Annotated in this window: 21 protein-coding genes, 1 tRNA gene and 1 pseudogene; 10 read left to right on the top strand and 13 right to left on the bottom strand. The window is 53.5% G+C overall.

Features of this window, described 5'->3' with window-relative positions; all coding sequences use genetic code 11:
• Positions 1–19: 19 nt before the first annotated feature.
• The 3 genes from FHR27_RS04680 to FHR27_RS04670 all read right to left on the bottom strand — a co-directional run bounded on the left by FHR27_RS04680 (position 20) and on the right by FHR27_RS04670 (position 1974).
• Positions 20–586 (bottom strand): DUF1285 domain-containing protein, encoded by a 567-nt coding sequence (locus FHR27_RS04680; RefSeq protein ID WP_179537946.1) that lies wholly within the window; start codon positions 584–586, stop codon positions 20–22.
• Between the two features lie 42 nt (positions 587–628).
• Entirely contained in the window at positions 629–1234 is a 606-nt protein-coding gene (locus tag FHR27_RS04675; RefSeq protein ID WP_042556688.1) for a DUF4823 domain-containing protein, read from the bottom strand.
• 101 nt (positions 1235–1335) lie between these two features.
• A complete protein-coding gene (locus tag FHR27_RS04670) occupies positions 1336–1974 on the bottom strand; it encodes a TetR/AcrR family transcriptional regulator (protein ID WP_027906448.1) in 639 nt (212 codons plus the stop codon).
• A gap of 74 nt (positions 1975–2048) precedes the next feature.
• Here FHR27_RS04670 and FHR27_RS04665 point away from each other — a divergent pair, with 74 nt between their 5' ends.
• Positions 2049–3182 (top strand): aminotransferase class V-fold PLP-dependent enzyme, encoded by a 1134-nt coding sequence (locus FHR27_RS04665; protein ID WP_042556689.1) that lies wholly within the window; start codon positions 2049–2051, stop codon positions 3180–3182.
• Between the two features lie 219 nt (positions 3183–3401).
• Here the strand turns inward: FHR27_RS04665 and FHR27_RS04660 are convergent, their stop codons facing one another.
• The 4 genes and pseudogenes from FHR27_RS04660 to FHR27_RS04645 all read right to left on the bottom strand — a co-directional run.
• A complete protein-coding gene (locus FHR27_RS04660; RefSeq protein WP_179537945.1) occupies positions 3402–4184 on the bottom strand; it encodes a TatD family hydrolase in 783 nt (260 codons plus the stop codon).
• Positions 4185–4276: 92 nt separating this feature from the next.
• Positions 4277–4633, bottom strand: a complete 357-nt coding sequence (locus FHR27_RS04655) for a PilZ domain-containing protein (protein WP_042556691.1) — start codon at positions 4631–4633, stop codon at positions 4277–4279.
• Positions 4634–4667: 34 nt separating this feature from the next.
• Positions 4668–5654: a DNA polymerase III subunit delta' gene (locus FHR27_RS04650; protein ID WP_042556692.1), complete on the bottom strand. Its 987-nt coding sequence runs from the start codon at positions 5652–5654 to the stop codon at positions 4668–4670.
• Positions 5647–5997: pseudogene (locus tag FHR27_RS04645) on the bottom strand (dTMP kinase); the annotation flags it as partial. The gene FHR27_RS04650 and the pseudogene FHR27_RS04645, both read right to left, overlap by 8 nt.
• Positions 5998–6099: 102 nt before the next feature.
• On the opposite strand from FHR27_RS04645, the gene FHR27_RS04640 reads away from it, so the two are divergent.
• The 5 genes from FHR27_RS04640 (at position 6100) to FHR27_RS04620 (ending at position 13916) form a co-directional block, all read left to right on the top strand.
• Positions 6100–6945 carry a deoxynucleotide monophosphate kinase family protein gene (locus FHR27_RS04640; protein ID WP_257026817.1) on the top strand — a complete coding sequence of 282 codons (846 nt, stop codon included), beginning with the start codon at positions 6100–6102 and terminating at the stop codon, positions 6943–6945.
• Positions 6946–6959: 14 nt separating this feature from the next.
• Complete coding sequence (locus tag FHR27_RS04635; RefSeq protein ID WP_179537944.1) at positions 6960–9146, top strand: hypothetical protein; 2187 nt, start codon at positions 6960–6962, stop codon at positions 9144–9146.
• A complete protein-coding gene (locus FHR27_RS04630; protein WP_179537943.1) occupies positions 9139–11451 on the top strand; it encodes a tyrosine-type recombinase/integrase in 2313 nt (770 codons plus the stop codon). Before FHR27_RS04635 ends, FHR27_RS04630 begins: the two co-directional genes overlap by 8 nt.
• Positions 11444–12514, top strand: a complete 1071-nt coding sequence (locus FHR27_RS04625) for a hypothetical protein (protein WP_179537942.1) — start codon at positions 11444–11446, stop codon at positions 12512–12514. The genes FHR27_RS04630 and FHR27_RS04625 overlap by 8 nt, the downstream gene beginning before the upstream one ends.
• Positions 12515–12584: 70 nt before the next feature.
• Entirely contained in the window at positions 12585–13916 is a 1332-nt protein-coding gene (locus FHR27_RS04620; protein WP_179537941.1) for a tyrosine-type recombinase/integrase, read from the top strand.
• 312 nt (positions 13917–14228) lie between these two features.
• On the opposite strand, the gene FHR27_RS04615 is transcribed toward FHR27_RS04620, so the two are convergent.
• Together FHR27_RS04615 and FHR27_RS04610 are read right to left on the bottom strand one after the other, a co-directional pair.
• Positions 14229–15818: a hypothetical protein gene (locus tag FHR27_RS04615; protein WP_179537940.1), complete on the bottom strand. Its 1590-nt coding sequence runs from the start codon at positions 15816–15818 to the stop codon at positions 14229–14231.
• Positions 15819–15844: 26 nt separating this feature from the next.
• On the bottom strand, positions 15845–15988 hold the full coding sequence (locus tag FHR27_RS04610) for a hypothetical protein (RefSeq protein ID WP_179537939.1): 144 nt from the start codon (positions 15986–15988) through the stop codon (positions 15845–15847).
• Positions 15989–16886: 898 nt separating this feature from the next.
• Here FHR27_RS04610 and FHR27_RS04605 point away from each other — a divergent pair.
• Positions 16887–18074 (top strand): HNH endonuclease, encoded by a 1188-nt coding sequence (locus FHR27_RS04605; protein WP_179537938.1) that lies wholly within the window; start codon positions 16887–16889, stop codon positions 18072–18074.
• Between the two features lie 767 nt (positions 18075–18841).
• Here the strand turns inward: FHR27_RS04605 and FHR27_RS04600 are convergent.
• Positions 18842–19036 carry an antitoxin Xre/MbcA/ParS toxin-binding domain-containing protein gene (locus tag FHR27_RS04600; RefSeq protein WP_218878449.1) on the bottom strand — a complete coding sequence of 65 codons (195 nt, stop codon included), beginning with the start codon at positions 19034–19036 and terminating at the stop codon, positions 18842–18844.
• A gap of 129 nt (positions 19037–19165) precedes the next feature.
• Between FHR27_RS04600 and FHR27_RS04595 the strand changes: the two genes are divergently transcribed.
• Positions 19166–19239: transfer RNA gene (locus tag FHR27_RS04595), tRNA-Gly, on the top strand.
• Between the two features lie 404 nt (positions 19240–19643).
• Here the strand turns inward: FHR27_RS04595 and FHR27_RS04590 are convergent.
• Complete coding sequence (locus FHR27_RS04590) at positions 19644–20435, bottom strand: hypothetical protein (protein WP_179537937.1); 792 nt, start codon at positions 20433–20435, stop codon at positions 19644–19646.
• 432 nt (positions 20436–20867) lie between these two features.
• Here FHR27_RS04590 and FHR27_RS04585 point away from each other — a divergent pair, with 432 nt between their 5' ends.
• Positions 20868–21926: a tyrosine-type recombinase/integrase gene (locus FHR27_RS04585; protein WP_179537936.1), complete on the top strand. Its 1059-nt coding sequence runs from the start codon at positions 20868–20870 to the stop codon at positions 21924–21926.
• A gap of 174 nt (positions 21927–22100) precedes the next feature.
• On the opposite strand, the gene FHR27_RS26825 is transcribed toward FHR27_RS04585, so the two are convergent.
• Positions 22101–22931, bottom strand: a complete 831-nt coding sequence (locus tag FHR27_RS26825; protein WP_257026815.1) for a hypothetical protein — start codon at positions 22929–22931, stop codon at positions 22101–22103.
• A 314-nt stretch (positions 22932–23245) separates the two neighbouring features.
• Between FHR27_RS26825 and FHR27_RS26820 the strand changes: the two genes are divergently transcribed.
• Positions 23246–24094: a hypothetical protein gene (locus FHR27_RS26820; RefSeq protein WP_257026814.1), complete on the top strand. Its 849-nt coding sequence runs from the start codon at positions 23246–23248 to the stop codon at positions 24092–24094.
• 166 nt (positions 24095–24260) lie between these two features.
• Here the strand turns inward: FHR27_RS26820 and FHR27_RS04565 are convergent, their stop codons facing one another.
• Complete coding sequence (locus FHR27_RS04565; RefSeq protein ID WP_179537934.1) at positions 24261–25352, bottom strand: hypothetical protein; 1092 nt, start codon at positions 25350–25352, stop codon at positions 24261–24263.
• Positions 25353–25704: the final 352 nt, after the last annotated feature.

The raw sequence follows: 25704 nt of genomic DNA, 5'->3' as shown, positions 1-25704 counted from the left end.
GGAGCCTTTTTCATGGGCCCTATTCCAGCGGCCCGATGGGAAAGAACACGCCACCACTCCACACGCCCAGCCATGGCTGGCCGTCGATTTCACGGGTTTGCGCCAACTCGACCAACTGGTAGAAAACGTTGCGATGGATCAGCGCGTCCAGGTTGGCGCGCACGTGCACGTAGGGCGATGGTTCCTGAGTCTGCGCATCCAGCTCGACCCGCAACGGATGCTCATCACCCGCCTCGACCTCGTCACCGACATTGCTGACGAAGCGCAGCACCTGCCCCTCACCCTGCCCCGTCACCTGCACGGAGATTGCCACGAAAGGCGCGTCATCGACCTTGATGCCGACCTTCTCTACCGGCGTGACCAGAAAGTAGTCGTCGCCATCACGGCGAATGATCGTCGAGAACAGCCGCACCATGGCTGGCCGACCGATGGGCGTACCCATGTAGAACCATGAGCCGTCGCGGGCGATACGCATATCGATATCGCCGCAGAAATCGGGATTCCACAGATGCACCGGCGGCATGCCCTTGCTGCCTGCTGGCGGAATCTGCGCCAGCAGGTCGCCGGCCTTGTCGCGTTCACTCATTACCCTTCCTCACGCTCCGAGGAGCACCAGGCGGCAGTGCCCTCAACGACTGAATCCGAGCAGTGTACGCGCATAATCCTCGAGCGGCGCCCGGATCAGGTCTTCGGGCCTGGCGTCGTAGAACGTCAGGAATCCGCCACGACTGTGAATTCGCGCGGTGTCCACCAGATAGCGGGTGTTGGTTTCGATCAGCATCAACTGCAGCACGCTGCGGTCGGTACCGAGGCGATCGAAGGCCTCCTGATCTTCCCACTCCTCCATGGTGCCGATGCGGTCATCGGCATAGGCGAAACGGGTGTAGAGCAGATAGTGGGCACCGGCGGCGCGGGCTTCGCCCAGCGCCTCATCCAGGCCGACAGGCGCCTTGGCGCGACGTACCATGGGAAAGTATTCGACGAAACCGCGGAACGCTTCCTCGGCCACCACATTGGGCCGCGGATAGGCGTGCTTGCCACTTGGCGCGAAGTGGCCCTGAGCGATGTAGATGAACGAGTCACCCTGCAGCCGCCAGGACGCCGAGCGCCGCACCTTGCTGTGATCCAGCACGCCCGCATCACGCAGGTGGTAGGTGGCGCCATCGGCCATGTCGCTGACATTCATGCAGCCAGCGAGGCTCAGCAATAGGGCCAGGGCGAACAGATTACGCATGTGAACTCTCCCGAGACCGGCGACGGAAAACCGGCGAATGACTGCTCCAAGCAGGTTTCGCGCCAGTCGGCTCACTCGTCGCCCGAATCGGGTCGGAGGGGTCAGGCGGGAGGCGTCTCGCTGTCGCGCTTGCGCTTGTTGCCCATGCGCACGCCGATATCCATCAGGAACTGGAAGAAGCCTTCCTGATCTTCCAGCACATTGCTCCAGAACGGCGAGTGATAGAGCGCCACGGCCCCATGCACCAGTGCCCAGGCAGCGCAATAGTGGAAGTACGGGGGTACGTCTTCGAGCTTGCCCTCGGCGATGCGCCCCTTGATCAACTGGGTGAGGCGCTCGAAGTTGGAGGCGCGGATGCTGTGCAGCTGCTCCACCAGCTCAGGTACCTGATTGCCCTTGACCACCTTCTCTTCCAGGCGATCGAACAGCCGGTAGCGTTGCGGGTCGCGCATGCGGAATTCGAAATAGGCCCGCGACAGCGCTTCCTTGTCACGGTCGATATCGGACGAATGCAGCAACTCGTTCAGATCACGCTCGTAGTCGAGCATCAGCCGCAGGTAGATCTCCGCCTTCGACTTGAAATGCTTGTAGATGGTGCCTTTGCCGATACCCACGGCGTCGGCAATCATCTCCACGGTCACGCTGTCCTCGCCCTGCTCGAGGAAGAGTTTCAGAGCGATGTCGAGAATCTCCTGCTCGCGGCGGCGAAACTCACGGATCTTGCGGGGTTCTTTCTGCATAAGGAAATGACAAGGTCGTAATTCAAGTCCGGTATTATGCCTAACTAACGCCAAATTGCACGGATCACGCGCTCATGAATGCCATCATCGACGAGTTTCCCCAACCGGACGATCTCTACTACCTGAACCACGCTGCGGTCGCCCCCTGGCCGGCACGCACCGCACGGGCCGTAGAACGCTTCGCCCGGGAGAACATCACCACCGGCGCCCGTGATTATCCGCAATGGCTGGAAACAGAACGGCGCCTGCGCGAGCGCCTGGCGCGCCTGCTCAACGCCCCCTCGCGAGCCGACATCGCGCTGCTCAAGAACACCTCGGAAGCCCTGTCGTTCGTGGCCTTCGGCCTGGACTGGCGCGACGGTGACCAGGTCATCATCAGCACCGAGGAGTTCCCATCCAACCGCATCGTCTGGGAAGCGCTGCGCCCGCAGGGCGTGGAAGTCGTCCAGGTCGACCTGCAGGACGGCGATGCCGAAAGCGCCCTGCTCGCCGCCTGTACACCGCGCACCCGCCTGATGGCCATCAGTGCGGTGCAATACGCCAGCGGTTTGCGCCTGGACCTCGATCGCCTGGGAGCCGGCTGCAGGCAGCGCGGCGTTCTGCTCTGCGTCGATGCCATCCAGCAGCTGGGTGCCATGAGCATGGATGTGCAAAGCAGTGGCTGCGCCTTTGCCATGGCCGACGGCCACAAGTGGTTGCTCGGCCCTGAAGGCCTGGGCGTGTTCTATTGCCGTCAGGACCTGCGCGAGCAGTTGACCCTGCACGAATACGGCTGGCACATGCTCGAGCACGCTGGCGACTACGACCGTGACGACTGGCAGCCGGCCCGCAGCGCCAGACGCTTCGAATGCGGCAGCCCCAACATGCTCGGCGCCATGGCGCTGGAAGCGAGCCTTTCGCTGCTCGAGGAGGTCGGCATGGCACACGTCGAGCAGGCGGTGCACGAGCGCGTGCAGTGGCTGCTCGACGGCCTGCGGGACATCCCGGGGGTGCAGATGCGCAGCATCGTCGAGCGCGAAAAGCGCGCCGGCATCCTGACTTTCGCCATGGATGGCTGGGACAATCGCGCGTTGCACGAACGTCTCAAGCGCGAACAGATCATCTGCGCTCAGCGCGGTGGGGGTATCCGCTTGTCGCCGCACTTCTACACCGAGCCGCGGATCATCGAGCACACCCTGAAGCTGCTGCGTCAGCTTGCCAGCGAATAAGCACTCAGCAGCGGGAAAAGTATTCCAAATCCGTTTAAAGGCGGGGATGGACGTCTGCCGCACATGGCCAATACTTCAGATACCGGTGCGACATACCCCCCCAAGTGTCGCAGCGGCCGGAGTGCCGAGGACCGCGCACTTCGCTTGACTCCTAAAGGTCTTGACCCGGCTTCTGCGCGAAACCGGGTTTTTTTTGCGCGCGATCCCGGTGGCGACGACTCAGGCCACCCGGGCCAGCGGGAACAGGCGCTTGAAGTTCTCCCCCGTCTGCCGCGCCAGCTCTTCGTAACTGACACCACGCAACACCGCCAGGTACTCGGCGACATCACGCACGTACTCCGGCAGGTTTGGCTTGCCACGATGGGGAATGGGCGCCAGATAAGGGGAATCGGTCTCCACAAGCAGGCGATCGGCGGGCACCTGACGGGCGACTTCGCGCAATGCATCGGCATTGCGGAAGGTGACGATACCGGACAGCGAAATGTAGAAGCCGATATCCAGGGCCGCCCTGGCCATCTCCCAGTCCTCGGTAAAACAGTGCAGCACGCCGCCCTGGGGCAGCGCCGCCTCGCGCAGCAGCGTCAGGGTGTCGGCACGGGCCTCGCGGGTATGCACGATCACCGGTTTGCCGGTGATCTGAGCGGCTTGCAGGTGCAGGCGGAAAGCCTCCTGTTGCAGCTCAGCCGCTTCCGGTTCGTAGTGATAGTCCAGGCCGGTTTCACCGATGGCGACCACCCCTGGGTGGTCCAGCTCGGTGAGCAGCCAGTCCAGCGCCGGTGCGCTGCCTGGCTCGAGATCGAGCGGATGGATGCCGACGGAGCAGTCGACGTCGGCGTAGCGCTGCGCCAATTCGCGCACGGTGGCAGCGTTATCGGCACTCACGCCAATGCACAGGAAGTGGCCGACACCACGAGCGCGGGCGGCTGCCAGTGCTTCGTCCAGCGAACCGCCGCGGGCGGCCAGGTCGAGACGATCGAGGTGGCAGTGGGAATCTATGAGCATAAATCAGAGCCTCGAGCGGCAAGCGTGGCGACGCACGGGATCAGGCAGACGGCGAGGCCTGCCGATCATCCGTGACCACCTGCTTGCCGTCGTTACATCGTATGGGTGGGGCGATCGGACTTGAGGGCGCCTGCCAGGTAGGTCTCGATCTTGTTGCGGGCGGTGTTGTCACCCTCGTTGAACTGTACGCCCACGCCTGCAGCGCGGTTGCCCTGGGCGCCCTTCGGAGTGATCCACACCACCTTGCCGGCGACCGGGATCTTTTCCGGCTCGTCCATCAGGTTGAGCAGCATGAACACTTCATCGCCGAGCTTGTAGCTCTTGTTCGTGGGAATGAACAGGCCGCCATTCTTGATGAAGGGCATGTAGGCGGCATAGAGCACGGATTTGTCCTTGATGGTCAGGGACAGGATGCCGTTACGGGGCCCCAGATTGGGTGGCAAGCTCATGCGTGATTCCTGATGTCGAAACGTGGTCTCGATTCTAGCCCGGTCCAGGCAGGCTTGCCCACTGCACCAGCAAGGCTTCGAGAAGCAGAACACGGTTGAGGTTGGCCTTGCCCAGTACTTTCTGCCGCTGCTGCAGCAACCACTCCTGAATATTCAACACTTTGCCCTGGGGCGCTTTCTGCGCCAGGTACTGCACGACCTTGCTCATGTCCGTCGGGCCTAGCCCCTGTTCGTCCTGGGTCAGCTGGTAGCGCAGGATCAGATGAGCCCAGTCACAGAACCAGTCGAACAGCAGCGGCAGGGGCACGGCGTTCCAGCTCTCGGCCAGCTGGCTGGCGGAAATCTGCTGCTTGTGCAGCTTCTTCACGCCCTCGGCGACCAGCGCACGCTGCTCACGCACGCCTTGTGCCTGCAGCCTGACCGCTGCCAGCGGGGAACCTGCAGCCAGGTACAGCAGCTCGCGGATTTCCTGCTCGGAAGTGCCCGGCAGCGCCTCGCTCAACCACTGCAAGCTCACCGCCTCGCTGGGCAGCGGGCAGGCCTGCTGTACGCAACGGCTCTTGATGGTCGGCAGCAGACGGCTCGGCTGGTGACTGATCAACAGCAGCACGGTGTCGCCCGAAGGCTCCTCCAGGCTCTTGAGCAGAGCGTTGGCGGCGTTCAGGTTCATCGCCTCGGCAGGCTCGATGAGAATCACCTTGCGCCCCCCGAGCTGCGCCGTCTGCACCACGAAATTGACCAACGCACGCACCTGATCGACCTTGATCGGTTTGTCGGCCTCTTCCGGCTCGAGCACGTAGTTGTCCGGGTGGCTGCCGGCAGCCAGCAGATGGCACGACTTGCACTGCCCGCAGGCCTGCTGCGCCACCGGCGACTTGCACAGCAACAGCGCCATCAGGCGCTCGGCCAGCGCCCGCTTGCCGATGCCAGCGGGGCCATGCAGCAGGTAGGCGTGGGCATGTTGCGCGCGCCCGGCGAGTTGCTGCCAGAGCTCCGCCTGCCAGGGATAGACATCAGCCACGCTGCAGCTCCAGCAATTGCGGCAGCAGCGCATCGAGATCACGCTGCACGGCCTCGAGCGACTGGGCGGCATCGAGAATGCGATAGCGCGCCGGCTCGGCCCTGGCCCGCTGCAGGTAGGTACTGCGCACAGCTTCGAAGAAATCGCGACCTTCCTGCTCGAAGCGGTCCAGACGACCACGGGCAGCCGCCCGTGCCAGGCCGACCTCGACCGGCAGATCGAACACCAGAGTCAGATCCGGGCGCAGCGCACCCTGAACGAAATTCTCCAGCAGGGCGATGCGCTGCACATCCAGGCCACGGCCCCCGCCCTGATAGGCGTAGGTCGCATCTTGTTTTCGGTTTGGTGAAAACGTAAACATTAGGTGTTAATATCCCTTTCTAGAAACGTAAACAACCCTGAAAGCCCCGAAACACGGGAGCCGGGGAAGCCTCAGGAGCACCACATGCGTACCATCATCGGCCTGGCCGCACTCGCTAGGTCAGGCAAAGACACCGCAGCATCCATGCTTTTGGCCCACCAAGGAGTGGCTGCTTTCGCACTGGCAGACCCTCTCAAAGTGGGGTGCCAAGCGTTGTTTGGTTTGACCGATGATGAGACTTGGCTGGACACCCAGAAAGAGAAAACCATAGAGCTCTGGGGTCGCTCGCCGCGTGAGTTTTTCCAAACCGTGGGTACTGAGTGGATGCGCAATCATAACGCAGACCACTGGCTGATGAGAGCCGCGAGAGAGATCAATCCACCCTCTTCTCAGGTATCGGAGACTTCGACCTCTAGCCCCTCAAAGCCACTCGCGCCAGGAGCACCAGATGCCCCATTTTCCCTAGCCGCCCAAGCGTTCTTCGACTTCGCGGATGAGCAGATGATTGGCGATGCGTACGACACCCTGGATGCGTACTGGGGGCTATCCCCTGCTCAAGCTGTGAGCCTGCTCAAAACGCTCACTCTGCGCATGTACCCAGACTTCGAAGAGCGACGCGTCATTCGCCGGCTGGAGCCCCTCAAACGCCGCGAGCAGGTGCCTATGACGGCGCACACGATCGTGATCAAGGACATCCGCTTCGAAAATGAAGCAGCATTCCTGCGTGCGCACAATGGCCAGATTTGGCATATCAAACGGCCAGACCTGCAGGCAGTAAAAGCCCACTCTTCCGAGCTTGGAATTGAACAGGCATCCGCAGACGTACTGATCGTGAACGACGGCTCTCTCGAAGTCTTACGCACTCGAATCGAGCATGCCTGGGCCCAGCAGCAGCACAAAAATCAGAATATCAATAACAATAAGAACTAAGAAGATAACAAATAATGACTGCTTTTAACCGTGAAATTCCGAATGAGATTACCGAGATTATCAGCAAGGAGGGTATGCCTGTTGATTGCCGATACTTGTCCAGCCCTGCGTACGACCCAGAATCCAATCTATGCAAATGCTTGCACTGGCTTTTTGTCCTCTACGGCCCATCCAAGAGCTACTCAAACTCTTATTTATTACGCAGCGCTATCGAGCATTTTTTAACTTTTCTCGTGCAGTACAACAGCTCAATGCCCGAGCAGTTGAAAGTGGAAAAGTACACCGATATAACCTCAGAAGTATTTACGAAATTTATTCATTACTTGCGTGACAGAGAGCTTTCACCGTCGCTCGCCGAGAAACTAAAGACGGCAATTACAGTAGTTGCTCGCGATACTGGAAAGCTTCCCTTTATCACACTTCCAATGGTGCCCATCAATAAGAAGCATGGACAAGAACCTCTATCTCCAGAAGGTGTTGATTCGCTGCAATCGGCACTAACTACACATATCCATACCCTGTGGGATAAATTGCGTTTTCGCGCCGAGGTTGACGAGGCCCAGCCCTATATAGCATCTGAGGTAATGGAGCTTTTCTATCCACCCGTAACACGCCAACGAGCATTGGAATTTGTAAAATACAATAAGCAACACAGTCGGACGCCTCAGCCATCCGGATTTATAACTCAGCTCAGCTGTTGCAACGACACAGAAATCCAGGAAGTCATTAACTCTGCAAACCCTTGGAGCGAGTTATGTGCAATTTACGAGAACTGCAAAGATAGTATCCCATACGAAGTCAAGTCAAACCCGCTCGTAGGCCTACATGTTGACAAATGGGAAATAGATTACGCTCGTGTGATGAAAACCTTTCTGGTGAATGGCTACCCCTTCAGCTATGACCTGAGATACATTTATGACAACTACCGCCGCATCAAGCTTGGCAAGCCGGAAAAAGGCTGTGATGACATCATCGCTATCCTTCTGTATCGATTAACCACCGCCAATAGAAAGCCTAACCTTATTTTATTTCTAGACGAAGTCTTAGCGTTGTACTACCCGACGATTGTAGACATGCTAGCTATTGTTATCTTCATGATGTTTCAGTCCGGCTGGAATAAAGAGACCGCGTTAGCTATCGACCAGAACAATTTCGAGCACCCGCTAACGAGTACGATTGAGTCGGCTATTCGCGTAGTTTTCTCAGAAAAATCCCGCTCCCAAGGAAATGATAAGACCTATCACGACGCCAAGCGCATCAACTTACCGACAAGAGACGACGACCCCTACTCGTTCTACAACTTGATCAGGCTTGCGATCAAAATGTCGGAACCACTGGACGGCATTCCCTTCGACGTGATTCCGATTCTTAGAACAGAAGATCGGATGAACACCATGTTTCTCTGCATCAGACCGAGTTGTGACTGGGACAGAGGCGGTCGTCACACGTCGATTGCGCATCCCAAGACCTTCAGGGTCGCCATGAAGCACTTCCTACAGCAGTACGAGGTGATTGAGGATGGCAAACGCTTGGCCTCGGCTAAAGAGATCACCAGGCGCCTTCGTCCAACTTGGTTGCTCTACACGAAAAAGCACAACCCGATCGCTCTACTCTCAACAAGTATGGGTCATAGCGATCGTGAAACAACTGACATCTTTTATGACAACAGTGGCCTAGCAGTCAAAGGACGCCTGCAACGTCTTCGAACTGAACTCGAAGAGATCATGACTCTTCTGAGGACGAGGCAGTTCAAGGGAATGATCGGCGCCCAGGCGCAGGCTGATGCCACAGCCGATCTAAAAATTTTCCATATACCGGGACTTTCTCGACCGATGTGGGCGTGCGCTGACCAGCGAAAACCGGACTGGGTTGGCTCAGAGATCATCGCACGAACAGGCGGCAAATGCTGGGAGCTCGGTGAGTGCATTTTTTGCAGTCAACTGCGAATCTTCGAAGACTCACTGCCCTTCTTAATGGAGCGAGCGTCGCATCTAGAAGAGATGCTCGGCGATGACGATGCAGGGGGGTTCGCGAACCGAATCGAGAAAGAGCTTGAAGCAATCCGGTTCATTTTGGACGAATGGGGTGACGAAGAAGACATCTCCATGGCTGCTCGTTACCGCCGACGCAACAGCCCTCTTTTACCGCGCGATCTGAAAGTACTGAAAGTCATCTTTGAAAGTGAGGATCACAATGTCTAACTATAAATTCCAAGCTGAAGAAGTCGTTGAGCAGAGTGGCAGTTCAGTGCACGAAAACGCAGCAAAACCAAAACTGTCAATTTTCGAGATGCTCGCACTGCCTAAATCTGAACGCGCGAACTATAAACCCCGTCTTGCTTCGCTACCGGAAAAAGAAGGTCTGGTTCAGAGTGAGAGCAGTGTTCAGCCCACTAAAACCACGAACCAGACGCGCAACGAAGGTAGTGCCACCTCGGCATCAGCTTTGCCGGATGACGTCAAAGACGGTTCAGATGAAGACGCCGAGTCTGTAGATGGGGATGATGAAAGCGAAGCAGCCTCGATGCTCAGAGAAATTGAAGAGGACTATAGCGAATTAGAATTCGAAGAATTGGAGAGCTTGCAGGAGGAGTTCCAAAGACGGCCTGACGCACCCTCCTCATCCCTTGCAAGCAAATTAAGCGTGCTTGATGACTTCCCGATCTGCCCTGAATCGAATTACAGGGACAAGATGTGGAAGTTGCCTCACGGAAAGAATTCGTTTGCAAATAACATCCGTTTTAATAGAGAGCTGTCAGGCTCTAACGATCTCAAGCGCGTACTCGTCTACCATGTAATCCCTGATTACTCGCCGTTCAGCTTCATTCGGTCATATACAACAGCCAAGGCCTTTGGTAACGAATACGCAGTACTTGAAAAATATATTTTCATAGACAATCACATCTCAGCTCAGCCTGAACATATCGCCCTGATTTCCATTCCGATGGTGATGCAAGCGCTCGAAAAGGCTAAAGCCAGTGAAAGTAAACTTCACTTCTTCCTTCTATTCAAATTTTTAAGATTGTGGTGCAATCTCTCTGAGCACAAGCTTATCCCAGAGCAGTACTACCTGAGCATCCCGATTGACCAGATTGATACCGTTGAGCGCCGGCATGAGGTTCTAAAAAGTAAATTTACTGGCACCATGAATGCATGGACATCATATTCAGAGGAAGATCTAGAGCACATCATGAACTACGCAACGGCGTGGCTTGATGGCGCTATCCCTAAGTTGTCCGATCTGAAAAACTACATAATGGATAATGGTTTCCATGAGTACACAGATAAAAACATTAAACGTCGCGAGCGGCTGATAGAGCTCGATAAGCTCATGACCATTACTATTGATGGGAAGGAGATAATGAGGCCGCATGTGCTTCGATACACTCTAAAAGGTGATGAGACTTACACGCACAGCTGGGTCGGCGGCTACGGTCGAGCACTAAACGGCATTCGCAACTCGATTTTCATGCTAGTCGCATTAGTTACAGGGGGTCGTAAATCCGAGCTCGCTACTATTCATTTCGACCATATCACGACGGATCACAAGGGCGACTATTGGATTACGATAACTCGCTATAAGACATCTGCGAGCCCTACCCACGGCGAAGAGGACACGCTTCCGCTCCCGCGTTACGTCGGAGACATGATATCTAAATTCAAAGAATTGCGTAGTCTTCCGCCGTTTTACAAACAAGGATGGTTGTTTCAACCTAACAACTCAAGCAAGGTAGTTAATAAGGCAACTCCTGGCCTAGTCACCAACATCATCGTACAGCTCAAGGAAGAACTGCCGATTGCTCGCCTGCACGCGCATCGATTCCGCAAGACAATTGCTGAAATTTTGATTAATCGTGATGAGCGTAATATCGATATTATTAGAGCGCTCTTTGGCCACAAGAGCTACGCGATGACACTGCGATACATCGCTCGAAATCCGCTGATGGTACGTAGTGTGGCAATCGCGATCGAGCAGAGCTACGCACGAGAATTCCACGACATCGTAGCGGGAATACGCTTTGCAGGTTACTCGGGCGAAGGTGCCAAACGCATCTACCAGCAGATCCTCAAGCGGCCCGATGAATTCACAGGGAAGCAGCTGAAAGTCACCCTTGTGGCCTACGTGAGCCACTTGCTCGCCGCTGGTGAGCCGCTCTTTATCCGTCGTACTGCGGTTGGTACCTACTGTCTAACCGGCGAACACTTTACACACGAGAACCTACCGCCGTGCCTTCAAGGTCGGGAGATTGAGGGTGACCTGATCATGCCAGATCCGGGAAACTGCCAGCCTGACTGTAGGAAGATTGTGGTACTTCAAAGCGCGAAGTATGCGCTGGAGGACACTGCCCAGTTCTATTCGCAGGTTCTAAACAACTCGGCAGGCAAGCTCAGTGCGGTGGCAGAGCGCGAGCTCAATCGACGCGTCAAAGCAGCCCACGCCCACCTGGCCAACCTCAATGAGACCGGCCACTCAGCTGCACAGCTGATTGAGGTTACTCATGCGTAAATCAATCGGAGCCTCAGAGCCACTAAAAACTACCGTGCTAGTAAAAGCCCTCGACCCAGTAGAAGTCGCTGAGCAAGATGACGAACTGGAAAAGGTAGATCGACGGTCGGCGATCATTGAACTCCTAGTCGCCCACCACCTGTCTGGCAACACCGCCAAGCTTAAAATCCAAGATGTAGCGGAGCGCTTGGGGATTTCCCGCCAGACGCTGCATCTCTACTATCGTGATCTGAAGCCCTATATATCAGGGAAGAAGGATATTGGCGAACTGGTGAGCGGTACAGCCCAGCGTATCCAGATCGAAAAGCAGTTAGTGGTTAATGACACCACCGCCAAGTGGAAGACAGAGCTCCAGCGAGTGAAGCAGGAGCATCAAAGGGAGCTCCAGAAGGCCCTGGACTCCCACATCACCTCGTTAATGAACAACGACATCTTGATGCTTGAAAGTAATCAGGTGCGTATCTCCTTAGAGCGTCAGACGCTTCACAACGTTGAGCTAATCAAAAAGATCACTGAGCTCGAACTAAAACTGACTCAGAAGAGCCTATTATCTAACAGCTCAGCGTCACACGCGCAAAACAAGTTAGCCTATGACGTAGACATTCAGCATTTATGCGGAGCGTACGCGTCCAATGGCAATATCGACGCCTTTGAAGATGCGAAAATTGCTGAGCTCGGAAAAATAAAGCAAAAACTTGCAAAGTTCTCCGACGAACCAGATACGCACATCATTATCCTCCTTGATAAATACATATCAAGATTTTCAATCTTCGCAGAGAACTATAGAAGCCTCTCTAGAGAGACATCACTAATTGTAAGACTCCCCTTATTCACTAGAGATGAGATAACAGGTTTCTTAGGGGGATTGCCAAAGAGCGCCAAGAAAAGTATTTACATCCCGTACTGCTCATCTGACACAGAACGAAAAGCCCAAAGAACCTTCATATATCAGCAAGCCCCTGTCCCCCCCGACGAAGTTAAGGCTGCCGACAGGGCGGATATCCCCTTGGTTGCCTGGGGTTTTGATCAAGTCGTGCACTTTAAAGTGCAGCAAGGCGAATAACTACAATAACAAGCCCAAAAATAGACGAACAAACAGGACGCCCAATGATACGGGCCTTTGGATTGCCGAGATGAACGAAGAACTTATAATTAAAACAAAGCAGATAGAATATCAGAGCATTGAGCACGGTGGACGCGTGAGTCACTGCATTCTCATTGCTGAAGTCGGCAATAAAAAAATTCTACTGACTCACCCTAACCTCTACTTGTACAGAAAAACGACATCGTCCATGTCAACGTCCACGCGCTACGCTACCGTTATTTCAATGTTTTACCGATTCTTGGCTACACGTCAAAAATTTAAAGGCAAAGACATTAGCGCCTACCACGCTCTTGCAGACAACATTGATATTCGGCAATGGCAAATATATCGCCAGATGCAGAGGCTAAGTAAAGGATCTTTACGACCGAATTCCGAAACCATATTTGAAGACGCCAAAATTTTATTGACATTTTTCCACTGGATTAACAAAAAAGGCTATCTGACAAATGTAAGTGTCGAATTACGGACATGGCGAGCAAACTTCAAAAATCGCCGAATGTTAAATTATATCAAGCAAGTCTCGCGAGAAAAGATTGATCCAGAAAATATTAGGATTCTTGACCGCAAGAGTCGTCAGGGCAAATCCGACTTTTTGATCACAGACAAGGAAATCAGCCAACTCCTTGAAAGCTACTCTGACCCGGTCTACCAGGCACTCTTCAATCTGTCACTGGGTACCGCGATGCGGCCAATGGATATTGTTAACTTTCCTTATCTAGGAAATGGTGATAACAAACACGTTATGCCCTATTCTGAAATGAATAAAAAAAGCGCATCGATCAAATATGAAGTTTATAACAGCAAAGGAAACAAAGATCGAACAATCACCATCAACATGGATGATCTAAAGGCGCTAGAGGCCAACTACATAATCCCGTACTACACTATTCGCAAGCAGCTTTACAAGAAAAAATATGGCCACCCTTGCCCACCCTCAATACTATTTCTGAATAAAAAGGGCGATCCAATAACGGCAACGCAGATTGCTTCGCGCACTAACGATGCGAAAGAAAAGGCCATGCGCAATCATCCTGACTTTCGAAATCACATATGCTTTTACCAAGCAAGACACTGGTGGCCTACACAGCATCTGATCAACACGTTTGGGGATCGCCTGTTAACAGAGGACATGCAGACCCTCTACTTAGCAACAGCCCAGGCGATCAAGGATCAAATGGGGCACGATGATTTTGAAACGACCTACAAATACTACATCGATATGGCCAGAATCATCATGATGGTGCATAAAGGTAGGACTCTAGATCTGCTGAATAATCCCACCCAGTCGGTAAGCGGATTCATTCAAAGCATCAAGCTACCAGCCCTGGACGACCTCCCTTCTTCGACTCAGGCTGCCTGATGCTTGCGGTACGCAAGGTAGACGATTGCCCGACTACATCGCTCAGAACGTTCGTTACTCAGAAGTTTTTGGCCGATGAAGGGTTGGGCGTGCCCTGTCGGGTCGGCTGTCGTGAACCAAGCCTCCAGGCTTCGCCTGGGGTCTTGGCCCTTTGGGCTTCCATCCTCACGCCTGCGCGCTCCGCTTGCCGCCCCCAGGCTTCGGCTGCAGGTCACGCCTGCAACAGAGAGGACGATGCCCCCTACTCTCCGCCTAATTTTGGAGGAGGCCCACCACGACGGCGCTGCGACCCAGCAAATGATGGATCAAGCGCTACACCTGGAAGTACTTGAGGTTGGGCATGCCGAGCATCGTATACGCGAACCGAATATTCTCATCGGTAGGCTCGCTATCACGCAGATGGCGAACCTCCAGACCAAGGTAGTAGGCCCAAAATGCCCCTTGCTTGAACGGTAGCCAACGGTTCGTCTTAGCCATTACTTCCAGGTATTGATTCATCAGTCGGTACTGATAATCGCCAGCACTGTATCGGCCAAGCTGAAAAGCCGCAGTGTAGTGTTCAACTGCCGCATCGAACTCATCAGCGCGGTAGAGAACCACAGCGCGAAGCCAGTGAAACATCCAAGGCGCCCGCTTGGCCAAGTCAGCCTTTGTCATCCGCTGCTCAAATGCATCCACATCAGCCAGCGTCGTGGAGCCGGCCTTACGCATTGCACTTGCCTCTGCCATCAACTCATCAAAGCCGGCAGGCTTATCCAGTACCCAACGGTTCGTGATGTCCTGATCCATGCGCGCAGCAAACGCCCCCAGTTGGTTTTCAACCAATTCGATGCTGAGTGGGTTGTAAGTACCATCAGAAGCGCGATGCCCCTGAATGAATACGTTCGCCTCTGAGCATTTCGACATGTAGTCCCTAAACACTTCGAGCGCGTAATGGGCGCGTGCTTGCCCTAGGTCAAGCTGAGCGATGGGATAAGTCTCAGTAAGCCTCTCCCCCTCCTGCCGAGCAACCTCCAGATGAGGTGAGATCCAGCCGTTGTAGAGCTTTATTTGTTCGCAGGTACTGAGCAGAAATTCACGCCCGTACTCTGCCTCGATGCTGTAGGCAATGTAGCTAGCTATCCTAGCGACCGCCAAACTCGTGATGATCGCCAGACGCAGCTCAGGCACCACAGGTTTCCCAGCCAGCTCAAGCGCATCGAAGCTATGCGTCACGTTTCGATAGAGCGCCGGCAAGGTCGGTGGCTTGGATTTACCTAAGACCCTCCACTTACGACTCGTGTCCAGATTGCGTGCTAGTTGGCCACAGGGGTCACTCACGCCGCTGGGCTTATGAAACTGTGCCTGAGAGACCCCACTGATCTCGTACACCCACTGCAGTGCGTTATGCAGTGGAGAAACGAGCAGGCCATCCTCCTCATGGGGCAAAAACCAGAAGGCCTGGGTGGGGCGAGGCTGCTGATTATTTGCGGCTGAAGTCGCTAGAGCTTGCACCTGCCAGGACGAAACGCTGCTTCTGACCGCATAGCTAGTGAGCAGGTAGCGCACTGTCTCTGACTTAGTCGCGAATGTGCAGTACTGCTTGAGTGTTTCTCGATATGGCCCATACAGATCGCTCAGTAACTCGGCAATTTGTAGCCGCATCACCGGGCAAGTCACATAGACACGAAGCTCCTCAATATACAGATCGAGTAGAGCGTCGAGCTGGGGCTGGAGCGAACCACTCTCCTCAGCCAGGCGATTGAGCTGTTTGTAAATGGTCTTGGCATTTTTGTCATGCAGAGAGCTGTTCGTCACCGCAGGTAAATCTTTATCACCCGTGATGCCTGTGGCGTCGAATAGGTACTTGACCGTCTCTCCAAGCGTTGGATATGTGTATTCGCGTTGCATTATGTTGTCCATGATAAGCGTCCCTGCTTGCTCCGAATTTAACGCTGATTGGGGTTCAGTTGCTTGCCCCGATTGCCGTTAGCCTTTGAGTTGGCCTGATTGCTGCCGCTTGATCCACGATTGCGGTTGAGCTGATCGGAATGATGATTTTTTTGCTGCTGAGTTTTGTTGTCGACTGACATGCTGGATTCCTCCGTTGAGTTGGTGGAACCAAGGTTAGTCAGGACGAGCTCGTGCCCCTAGCGGATTGTCGACGACAACCTTTTCATAAGCACTAGCATTACCCAATTTGGGGATTGAGCCGCTTTCGGGTCGACCTGTTGTGCGTGCCCTGCCGGGCCGGCTGTCGTGAACAAAGCCTCCAGACGTTGCCTGGGTCTTGGCCCTGCGGGCTGCCATCCTCACGCCTGGCGCGCTCCGCTTGCCGCTGTCCCTGTAAGGTCATGCTAGAGCGATGAAAGGAGGCCATTCACACAGCGAACTTAGTCGAGACAGCCCCCGAATCCTTCATCATTGCGCATCCCCATTTGGTCACTCTGACCCATGGCGTCAGCTCAGTTCCAGAGTGGCGAGCCCTACGCAGAGATTTTTCGGGGTTGAAACTTTTCGGAAATGTCGTGAAAGGCATGTGTAGTGGTCTACGGATTCACGACCCCTATTTTCGGGTTGGCCGAGTCAGCCCTAAGTAGGTCGGGCGAGTAGCTCCAGCAGGAACGACAGGGCGCTACCCGCTAGAACCTCAAATCATCATTATTCCAGCAGTCCGGAAGCGACGCGGCATTTTACTGGCCGGCCTGGCTTCACCAATCTCAGTATCCATTGAGTAAAATGATGCCCTGAGGAATAACCTTCGCTGCTCCAGATCTCCGCGAACGAACAAACGAATAAAGGACTGCCGATGCCCGCTATCGCAAATGACCCGACGACCCAGCTCGCCTTCTCGATGTTTGAGAACAAAGGCGTTTATGCAGTGCTGCTTGGGTCGAGATTGCCAGCCGGGCCGCAAAATCGACTCTGGCTATGAAAGTTTCGGTGGAAACAAGCGCACCCACTACTTAAATAAAATTAAGAGCTCTCCCTATGCCTGACTCTGATCAAGAAGATAAAAAACTCACGCGAATCTGCTACCTAACGGGGCAACAGCTTAAAACGCCAGTCGAAGCTTACGAGGGCTATCTCAAGTCATTTAAAAATGCCGCAATGGCTGAAAAGACGAGTAAGGAGCCTCTTTCGTTCGGAAGCGAACCGCACGCCCCTGACAGAGAGTCATTAGAGCATATAATTCCGAATGCGATTGGTGGCAAGCTTAAATCAAAAAACATACTGAGCCATGCGGGCAATCAGAAACTGAACGAGGACATCGACAAGGAATTTGTCAAAGTCTTCAGCTCATTCAGCTTGCGCCTCGCTGCGAATAATGACAGAAAGACTAAGCCAAGCATGGACGCCTTTCATAAAGACCACGGCGTTAAAGTCATTTTCAGAGAGGGCAAGTTTTTCCCTGTCTCGCCTTTTTTTGACGAGAATTCAGGGAGAATTTACGCCCACTCGCTAAAAAATGCTGAAAACTACAGAAAGCACCTTATATCGCAAGGAAAAATCCAGCCAAATGATGAAATAAAGTTGGCCGATGACATGGCTGGCGAAATGGAAAAGCCTTTTGGATTTGACAACAAAAACTTCAAGCAAGGCATGGCGAAAATAGCCGTCGGTTTTGCTGCGCTTAAGGGACTCTCCCGCGAGCAGCTTACAGATGTACTAGATTGTGAAAATAGAGCATTCGCAGATAAGATTTTGTTTGTGCCCTCCATGCCCACATCACCAAGCGAGCAGTTCTTCGAAATAAACATTACCAAGAGTTCTTATTATCCATGCCACGCTCTGACGCTCTGTGGGCACCAAGGCATTCTATTTTGCCATGTTGAGCTTTTCAGCGCATTTCAATGCTACATAGTATTAAACAGTGCCTATCGGGGTGACGATATTTTCGAAACCTATACCTACGATTTGCTGGATGGACAAGAAATTTCGCGCGATGACTATATAGCCTCGGTGACGCTGCCGCCGCACCTACCAAACATCAAGAATATGAGGAAGCTTCCACCACCTTATCTACTTGGACAAGCTGAGGCCGCCACTACCAGAAAGGAAGACTGGAAATCCTTCAACACATTCAAGTTCAATCAATTGTCCGAATTCGTCAACCGTTACTTTGTTTATCACAAAGCTATTGAGTTGGGATTGATAAAAGAAAACTTTGTGCTGTGAGACAGCGTGGCACCTGCTTACCTCGCTCAATGCGCCAGACCTTAAAAATTGTCGGCGCACAAAAGGCGTCGCCTAATATCATGAGCGAATCGGGGTAACTTGATAGGCGGCCAGCTTCCAACAGCCCACTAGGCTCACCCATACGGCAAGGCTTTATTACGAAGTGAGCACGTGGCTGCCAACAGCTTGTGCTCCAGAACTCAACACGGTGGCGACCAAAAGCCCTGTTAGGGAATTCATCATGGGATCCTCTGTGAGCAGACGCTGGCGGGGCGCTGGCCCTGGCGCTCACGGAGACAATAACGCAGCCTTCAAAGATCATCGGCTGGCCGTTTGCGCCCCGGGCCTTTAGCAGGCCTCCGACACGGCGGGTGAAGCAATCTGACAGTGACTACAGCCTGAAAGTAGATGCCACCATGTTTCCCGATGGGGGGCGTGAGCAAGCACAAACGGCCCCGGGAATCTGAATCCCAGAAAGCTGTAAACCACATTGTTGAGCTGAAAACCTGTGTGGTTAACATGTTACAAAATTGGGTTACAGCCAGTGCTGCGGATTTACGTTCGGTGACTTATCGGACATCTGGACGGATGGGAAACAACTATGGATTCGATCAAGGGTTAATGATGTGCCGCTTGGCGCTAAAGCCCCATGAGGTTGTACAGGAGGTCAGAACAAGGGGGTGATCGCAAGCTCAGGGGCCTGTACTTGCATAGTCACAGGTAGGCTTCAGAGCGTCCTGTGAGCCTGACTAGGGGCCAAATCAGACCTAGGCACCATAGCCGTGCTCTAAACGGTTGGGTAATTCGATAACTGCCTTAATGTCTGCATCCACTGGACGCTTCTGCCCAAGCGCTTGCAGTGGGGTGGATAGCCACCGGATCGCATATTCTTCTTCCATAAACACGTTGATTGCTGCAGCTAATACCGGGGGCACAATGCTCTCTTTCAACACATCACCCACCGCACTTCGGTCTTTCTCAGCACTTGTGTCTGCTTGGTTTTGAACTATGGATTCAGCCAGGGCTTCCTCTAAACTTGAGCTGAGATCTTATTGGACACGCCACTTTAGTGCACCGTTGAGGCAAGAAAAGCGGGTATAGTTGAATGGTACAACTATTGCTTCCCAAGCAATCGGTGAGGGTTCGATTCCCTCTACCCGCTCCACCTTCCAGCCATTGTTTCCGGGCCTTCCAGGGGATTCCCTCCTCAATCAGGAAGCCGAAAGCATCATTGCAGTACCTAGATCCAAGCTCCCCAGCCCTCCCCTAGAGTCACCAAAATTTGGTGCACCGTCGGCGCCGTCCAGAATCACGAATCGACAGACCATCGCGCTCCTCGATCCACCCAATAAACCCCAAAAAGCTCATTTCCGTATCCGTACCAAGCCTGGATCGCTAACCAGTTCATCACCGTGCGTGCCAGAATGGCGTTCCGGACTGCCGCCCTATAGTGCCGTCTCAGAAGACGACCCAGAGTTCGCGAAAGGGAGTGAGCAGATCGGCCAGCCCTCCCCCTCGAAAATCACCTCGACGTCGACAGGGCTCCAAACGACCCAGCATTCTTGCGCCTCAGTCATTTCCTCCAAAGACCGGATTATCCAAACCTAGAAAGTCCGCCATCCAAGCTCGCTCCCCGCCACTGGGCTCGTAAGAATAAGCAGTCTTACCCTCAACTTGCTCAGGCAACTCACGCCAATATCTTGGTTCAGCAACGCCGTCCAAAAATACTAGTTCGCAGGACACATAGCACATCCATATCCCTGCCGTCAGGAATTGAATATTCAACTGCAACGATTCTTCATTGCCCGTGTATTCGCGGATGGGCGTGAACTGCTTATGCAAAGTTCCAATATGCGTAAACTCTCGACTCAGCAAGCCGTAGATGTGGCCAAATGGAGGAAAGACGCGCTTGGCACTGGAAACGGCACGCGGAGACTCAAACTTGTGCTCTTGGTATTTCTGAAAGTCTTCCGGAAATTGCACGAGATGGAGGGCTACGGCCATGGTTTCAATGGCTGAGCGCACGACCGGGCCAGGCTGCAGAACAAAGCCACCCCGAAGCATGTATGCTGCGCCAACCATGGAGTTCAGGGCGTTTGAGAGGAGCTCTGCACACGCTTTGCGAAGCTTATCCTCTTCGCGATCAGCCCTAAAAAGCCCCGATGTCAAAATAGCGGAGCAATGGGCAAAAAGCGCACTCATTTTTTCAAGATCAGCACTGTGTAGCGCGTCAAAACTTTTAGCGATTTTATCAGCATCGCGACTTATCTGATTAATAAGCATTGACCGACGGAACTCGTACACCTTCTCGTTGAATGGATCAACTACTACTGCGCAAGTATCAGGATGCTTTTCCCACATAGACCATTCCTTTTTCGTCAAGAGTCGTCAACCTGAGACGCTGATATCCTTAACCCGCCAACTCATCTGCGAACCGGCTCAGGCAATAGGATACAGAAGCCAATAAGAATATAATTCCGCAATCAATATCAGTAGTACACGTCCTGTGAAGCATAGCTCGTAACCCAGGACAGGTTCCCCCGCTGAACGCCCCTGTACGATGACTTCCATCAGGGCAGCTGAAAAAATCCGCCTCATGGTCAAGCCTGACAAGCTGGCAAGCCCTACAGTGTTGATCAGCACCAGAAGCGATGCTACCGTACCGACCACGGTCTTCCTGGATCGAGCGGTCGGCATGCAAAGCCTTTGCGCCTCAGGTGTTTCTCCCCTTCTATCGCACGCACTTCGACAATTGTCAGCGGGCAGCCGACCCCGTGACATTGGAGAATTGCCATGCGCGTTCCGGTCTATCCCGAAGATCTGCTCCCCCAAGCCGCCTTCAAAAAACTCGCCAAAAGCATCCAGAAACGATGGCCAGGCCATTCACCCGTCCAGCTCTCTTTTGCCCGAGAGACCCTGTCCAAGGGGCTAGGGTATGCCAATTACCACGACCTCATTAAAGAGTCCGTCATCTGGCCTCGGGATGCAGAAACGCCTGCCCTGAGTACCACGCACACCCAGTTCGCGGCTGAGATTTCTTCGGTATTGGCCTTGGCCAACGACACCTCAGTACCGCGCAGCGTGCTTGACCCTTTTGTCGAGACGCTCCCTTTGAAAGCGCTTAGCACGTTCAAGGGGGCTGCCTCACGAGGCGTGGAAGTGACCAAGAGCCCAATGCCTGATTTCAACCAGACTGGAATCTGTCCTGAGAACACCACCGCCCCAGAGTCCGAAGTCCCGTGCTACACGTGTCCACCGATAACGCACAAGCCATCGAGGCTCCACGCCATTCCGTTGGGACTGGATGTCTTCACTCACAGTGATGCGATCAAGCGGATCGTCGAAAACTCAGGAAGCCTTCGCGACCGGAGCCTTTTTGCACTGCTGGAGACAGGGCTTCGGGGGCATGTCGTCCTTGGTGCCAAGGTTTCCCAGGTTGTCAGCTTGGAAACCTACATGCCTTCGAGCAAGGAGATATCCATTAAGATCTCGAAAGCGAAACCACCACTACCCCTTGCGAACACAGCAGTAATCGAGAAGTACATCAGCGAGGAGAATCTCTCTGCCGATGACTATCTCTTCCCGAGTAATGACCGGAAGCAACCCATGTCGACAGCGCAACTGCTACCGATTTTTCGGTCGTGGGAACGACAAGCTCAACTTCCCGGCTCAACACTAACGCCAGGCACCTTGAGACTGGCAGCGATGGCACGGCTAGCAGCGTCCACCCCAACACAACAGCCTGGCGAGCGAATCGCCGATCAGTTGGGTCACTCCTCCAGTTCCATGGCCGAACAATACGTTTCACTCACTACGACAGGCGCTGATGCGGCCTTGAAGACTGCCAAGTAAACTGGGAAAGCTCTGAGTCTTGAAAGACGCAGGGCCTCAAGGGGAGGCCGTGAGGACTAGCATCGACGACCCACATCTCACAGCATGCTAGGACTGGGCACATAGAGCAGCCTGGGGCGCTTTAATCGGCGAGCCTTGGGGTACTGACTTCCAAGGCTCGTTACGCGCGATACGTTACTCGTTGTCTCCGAACGTCAGATTCAACGCAGTCTCCCACGCTTCGCCTTGCTCAAGCGTTGCCACCTTTCTGATGAACTCACCAATGATGGCTTCCTGCTCCTCCTCGGTCTCCGCAGCTCCGAGTTTGGTGTTCAAGTCTTGAGTGAGTCGGCTGCGATTTTCTGCATGGCTCTCGACGCTCCACTGCTCAAGCACGTGATCCGATGCGGTTTTGTTTGCGGCCATCGTGAACGAGTGTTCCGCCCTGAACGATTCCGGTGTCCTCGGGACGTAGCTAGATGGAGCTGTCCCCTCGATCACGAAACGAGCAGGGCTCACTGATCGAGGATTGATGGCTACACCTCGGAAGGGAATGCCCGTGGCAGGGCCGAGCGCGACCGAGAACCGCCATCCACCGAAAATCTCAATGAAGGCCACGGTAAGGTCACCGACTTCAGTGACAATCAGTGAATGCTCAAATCCCGAGAGTTCTGCGCCAATGCACTTATGATGGGGCTCAATCTTCGAGATGGTTGGCCACGGGTTGACGAAATCCCACCCGCAGAACTCGTTGATGGCCGGCTCGCCACAGATGATCGCGTCTCTCACATCACGATCTATGACTGCGAGGGCCCGCTCATTGCCGTACAACAACACAAAGCCTGAAATAGCCGACTTTGCGATGCATTTCCACACCTTTATGCCATCAAACTTCGAGCCTAACTTGATTTGCGGCACTTTCCGCTCAATCAGCATAGAGTTCGAGAAATCAGCCTGCAGCTTGCGCTTGTTCAGGATTGATTGTACCCGCTTGGCCTCGGCTTCATTCGGGACAGTCAGGTTCAAGACACTCGCACCTGGAGGTCGCTCGGCACCTTAGGTGGCCTGATGAAGGGTATGAATCCAGGGGCTAGATCGAATGATCCCCCCTCTTCCAACACACCTGCATTCGCGATCGTGGTCGGAGGCTTTTTCCGACCTGTCCAGATTTGGAGACCATTTCGGACATGCTCAAAGGCATCAGCCAGTGCGTCATCAATCTTGCCAGTTTCTTGGCTGCTAGGTCATCACTAGCGTCCCTCTTGCTCTGGCGGTAGGGGTGCTGGTCGTAGAGAAGGCCAGCTGGCAATCAATCATCAGATTCTTAGTAAGGGAAGAACTTGAACGTTTTTAGCATTTTGGAAAAACCGAGGGTGCCAATTGCGCTAACTGAGAGTAATTACAACAAGAAAACGAGCCGCAGCAAGCCCTATGTTTGGAACAATGGACAAGAGGTTAAGTCGTACGCTCTCTGCCCAGCATGCGTAAATCCAGTTCTCTTGGTAAATCGTCATGTCGCGAAGACCGATGCCAAGATTCTCTACGCCAAGCACGCAGGGCGCTCCATCCCTGGCTTAGCCGAGCACGATCAACAAGCCTACGAAAGTTGCCCATTCCACAACCCGGAACGCTTTGACAGCAAAACTCGCCGAACCAATGAGGTGTGCAACGACGAAATCCGAGAAGCCCTGATCAACCATATCCACCTGGTGGTCAAGATCTTGGAGACGGCCACAGGCATCGCATACAGCGATGGTCTGGTGGAGGCTATGCTGAGAGACTTCGGCGCTAACCAGGGGCATCAGTACAAAGCGATCAATCTTTATAACCTGCCGTTCGGCTTCGCCTACATGACGGAAGCTCAAGACATGTACGGCTTGAAGGTGGATAATTATCTTGCCGCGCAGATCACTGAGAACTCGGTCGGATTCGAGGTCGGGCAGTATCGTAAAGTGGTGCGCAAGAAAGACACGAAGGGCACAAGTCTGCGCTTCTACTTCAATAACCATCGGTTGGGAGAATCGTCGGTAGGGGATGACTCAATCGATCTCGTCGTTGCAGAAATACATAACCCCACTCGCACGTCGACGATCGTTTGCTCGAAGGCCATCGAGTTCAACAGCGAATATTTCTTCAACACGTACATGCGGCGTGAGCGGCTACGCCTACTCGCACTGCAATACCTGTAAGGTGATGTCGAAGTAGTAGACTCCAACCTACCGGGCAGCCGATGGGCTGCTGCAGCCTTGATGGTGGGCAAAGGCCAGTCCAGCCCGCCGAGTGGGTATGGCTGTTCTGTCTCTCAAACACCCGCCTCATCCCGGGTGTTGCGGCGGGCAGGCGAGCCTCAGAGAATCACGCAGTCAAGAACTCCTTAAGCAGCGCAGCGCAGCGGAATGGCGACTCTGCGATGTCCGTACCAGCCACCCTGTATGACCGTATCCCAACCGCTGCCAGTTTTTCATCTACGGCTTTGTCTTTTGCTACCTGGGCAGGAGTTGTGTGATGAGCTTTGGAATCACAAAATACTGCAACCATCTCCTTTTCAAAGAAGAAATCTGCCTCAGTGATTGTCTGCGCCAGTTTCTTCGTGCGAACACCACCCTCCCACATCGACTGCAAGGATGGGAAAATCGATCCATCAGGATAAATATGCATTTGGATTTTTGGATGCAAACCAATTTGGCTCATGGCCTGTAAAAGGAAAAGCTCAATGGGAGAATCGCACCCCCAAATTTTAAAAGGTTTTGAATCAGTAAACTTCTTGAAGTAGTTCTTGCATCTGTATTTTTGGTAGTCTCCAAGAACCCCTTTGGTCTCGCCCAGCAACTCAGTGCACAGACCAGGATCTGTTGCATCTCTCGGAACATGTTTGGAGGCAACAAAATAGGTATTATAAACAAAGCCGATAACATCTGAGCATATGGCTTCGCTGACAGGGACTGCCCCAATAGCGTATAGGCCAAAAGCATCCGAGAATGGATTAAACCCCATGTAGTGTGGCTTGCCGTCCAAAACCTTCTCTAAATCAAAATTTGCGATCCAGTCAACCCACACTGTCTGAGGTGAACCATTTTTCATAGCTGGACGTAGAGAAACATGGTAAGGCAGTGCAAATAGCTTACCATCACGTCTTTCGAATGAGTGACAGCAGACAACCACATTAACCATCTGGAATGTGTCACCACGCTCTCTGTAATACTCAATGGCCTCTTTCGATGGGTTTACGCCGACAACTGGCACCCCTTCGAAGAGCTTCTTCGACAGGTCGAAAATTACCGTTTCAAGAGGCTGAACTCCGTCCAGATCAAAGATATCATTAGCCAAAAACTTTCCAGCAGCGCTGGCCAAATCAATTTGAAAGGACTCATCAGGCAAATGATTGTAGTTGGGCAACGTCCACAATTCTTTTGGCCGGTTTTGAATATCACCTATGATATTAGGCACGTGACCTCCGTCTTCAGCCTAAGCAGGTATACCATAATCATAATAAATCGTACAAACTGAAACTATGCCAGGCACAAACATATTATCAAGCAACGAGAGCCAATGATATGCCTGGCACGCTGTTACCCCACAAAATCTCGCCTCGACTAAGGCAGAACGCGCGCCTATGTAACTTTTTCGCCTCTAACTTCCTTGCCATCTGACAATAAACCGCTAAACGGTAATATCCCCTTATTCAAGACAGAAGTTATCCATAAAATCCACTTCAGCCATGAGACAAATCTTCCCACAGGAACTTTTTACACGCATATTGACAGCTCTCTCTTAAAAATTCGCACACCTATTTTAGTGC

The sequence above is a fragment of the Pseudomonas flavescens genome (genome assembly GCF_013408425.1).
Classification (GTDB): Bacteria; Pseudomonadota; Gammaproteobacteria; order Pseudomonadales; family Pseudomonadaceae; genus Aquipseudomonas; species Aquipseudomonas fulva_A.
This window is presented reverse-complemented; position numbering and strand designations above follow the sequence as displayed.

What these genes read in the sequence shown, in the direction of transcription:
- FHR27_RS04630 (WP_179537943.1), top strand. Translation starts at nt 9,139, where the DNA reads ATGTCTAACTATAAATTCCAAGCTGAAGAAGTCGTTGAGCAGAGTGGC.
- FHR27_RS04625 (WP_179537942.1), top strand. Translation starts at nt 11,444, where the DNA reads ATGCGTAAATCAATCGGAGCCTCAGAGCCACTAAAAACTACCGTGCTA.
- FHR27_RS04605 (WP_179537938.1), top strand. Translation starts at nt 16,887, where the DNA reads ATGCCTGACTCTGATCAAGAAGATAAAAAACTCACGCGAATCTGCTAC.
- FHR27_RS04665 (WP_042556689.1), top strand. Translation starts at nt 2,049, where the DNA reads ATGAATGCCATCATCGACGAGTTTCCCCAACCGGACGATCTCTACTAC.
- FHR27_RS04675 (WP_042556688.1), bottom strand. Translation starts at nt 1,234, where the DNA reads ATGCGTAATCTGTTCGCCCTGGCCCTATTGCTGAGCCTCGCTGGCTGC.
- FHR27_RS04680 (WP_179537946.1), bottom strand. Translation starts at nt 586, where the DNA reads ATGAGTGAACGCGACAAGGCCGGCGACCTGCTGGCGCAGATTCCGCCA.
- FHR27_RS04610 (WP_179537939.1), bottom strand. Translation starts at nt 15,988, where the DNA reads ATGTCAGTCGACAACAAAACTCAGCAGCAAAAAAATCATCATTCCGAT.
- FHR27_RS04640 (WP_257026817.1), top strand. Translation starts at nt 6,100, where the DNA reads ATGCGTACCATCATCGGCCTGGCCGCACTCGCTAGGTCAGGCAAAGAC.
- FHR27_RS04585 (WP_179537936.1), top strand. Translation starts at nt 20,868, where the DNA reads ATGCGCGTTCCGGTCTATCCCGAAGATCTGCTCCCCCAAGCCGCCTTC.
- FHR27_RS04655 (WP_042556691.1), bottom strand. Translation starts at nt 4,633, where the DNA reads ATGAGCTTGCCACCCAATCTGGGGCCCCGTAACGGCATCCTGTCCCTG.
- FHR27_RS04620 (WP_179537941.1), top strand. Translation starts at nt 12,585, where the DNA reads ATGAACGAAGAACTTATAATTAAAACAAAGCAGATAGAATATCAGAGC.
- FHR27_RS04635 (WP_179537944.1), top strand. Translation starts at nt 6,960, where the DNA reads ATGACTGCTTTTAACCGTGAAATTCCGAATGAGATTACCGAGATTATC.
- FHR27_RS04670 (WP_027906448.1), bottom strand. Translation starts at nt 1,974, where the DNA reads ATGCAGAAAGAACCCCGCAAGATCCGTGAGTTTCGCCGCCGCGAGCAG.
- FHR27_RS04590 (WP_179537937.1), bottom strand. Translation starts at nt 20,435, where the DNA reads ATGTGGGAAAAGCATCCTGATACTTGCGCAGTAGTAGTTGATCCATTC.
- FHR27_RS04660 (WP_179537945.1), bottom strand. Translation starts at nt 4,184, where the DNA reads ATGCTCATAGATTCCCACTGCCACCTCGATCGTCTCGACCTGGCCGCC.
- FHR27_RS04615 (WP_179537940.1), bottom strand. Translation starts at nt 15,818, where the DNA reads ATGGACAACATAATGCAACGCGAATACACATATCCAACGCTTGGAGAG.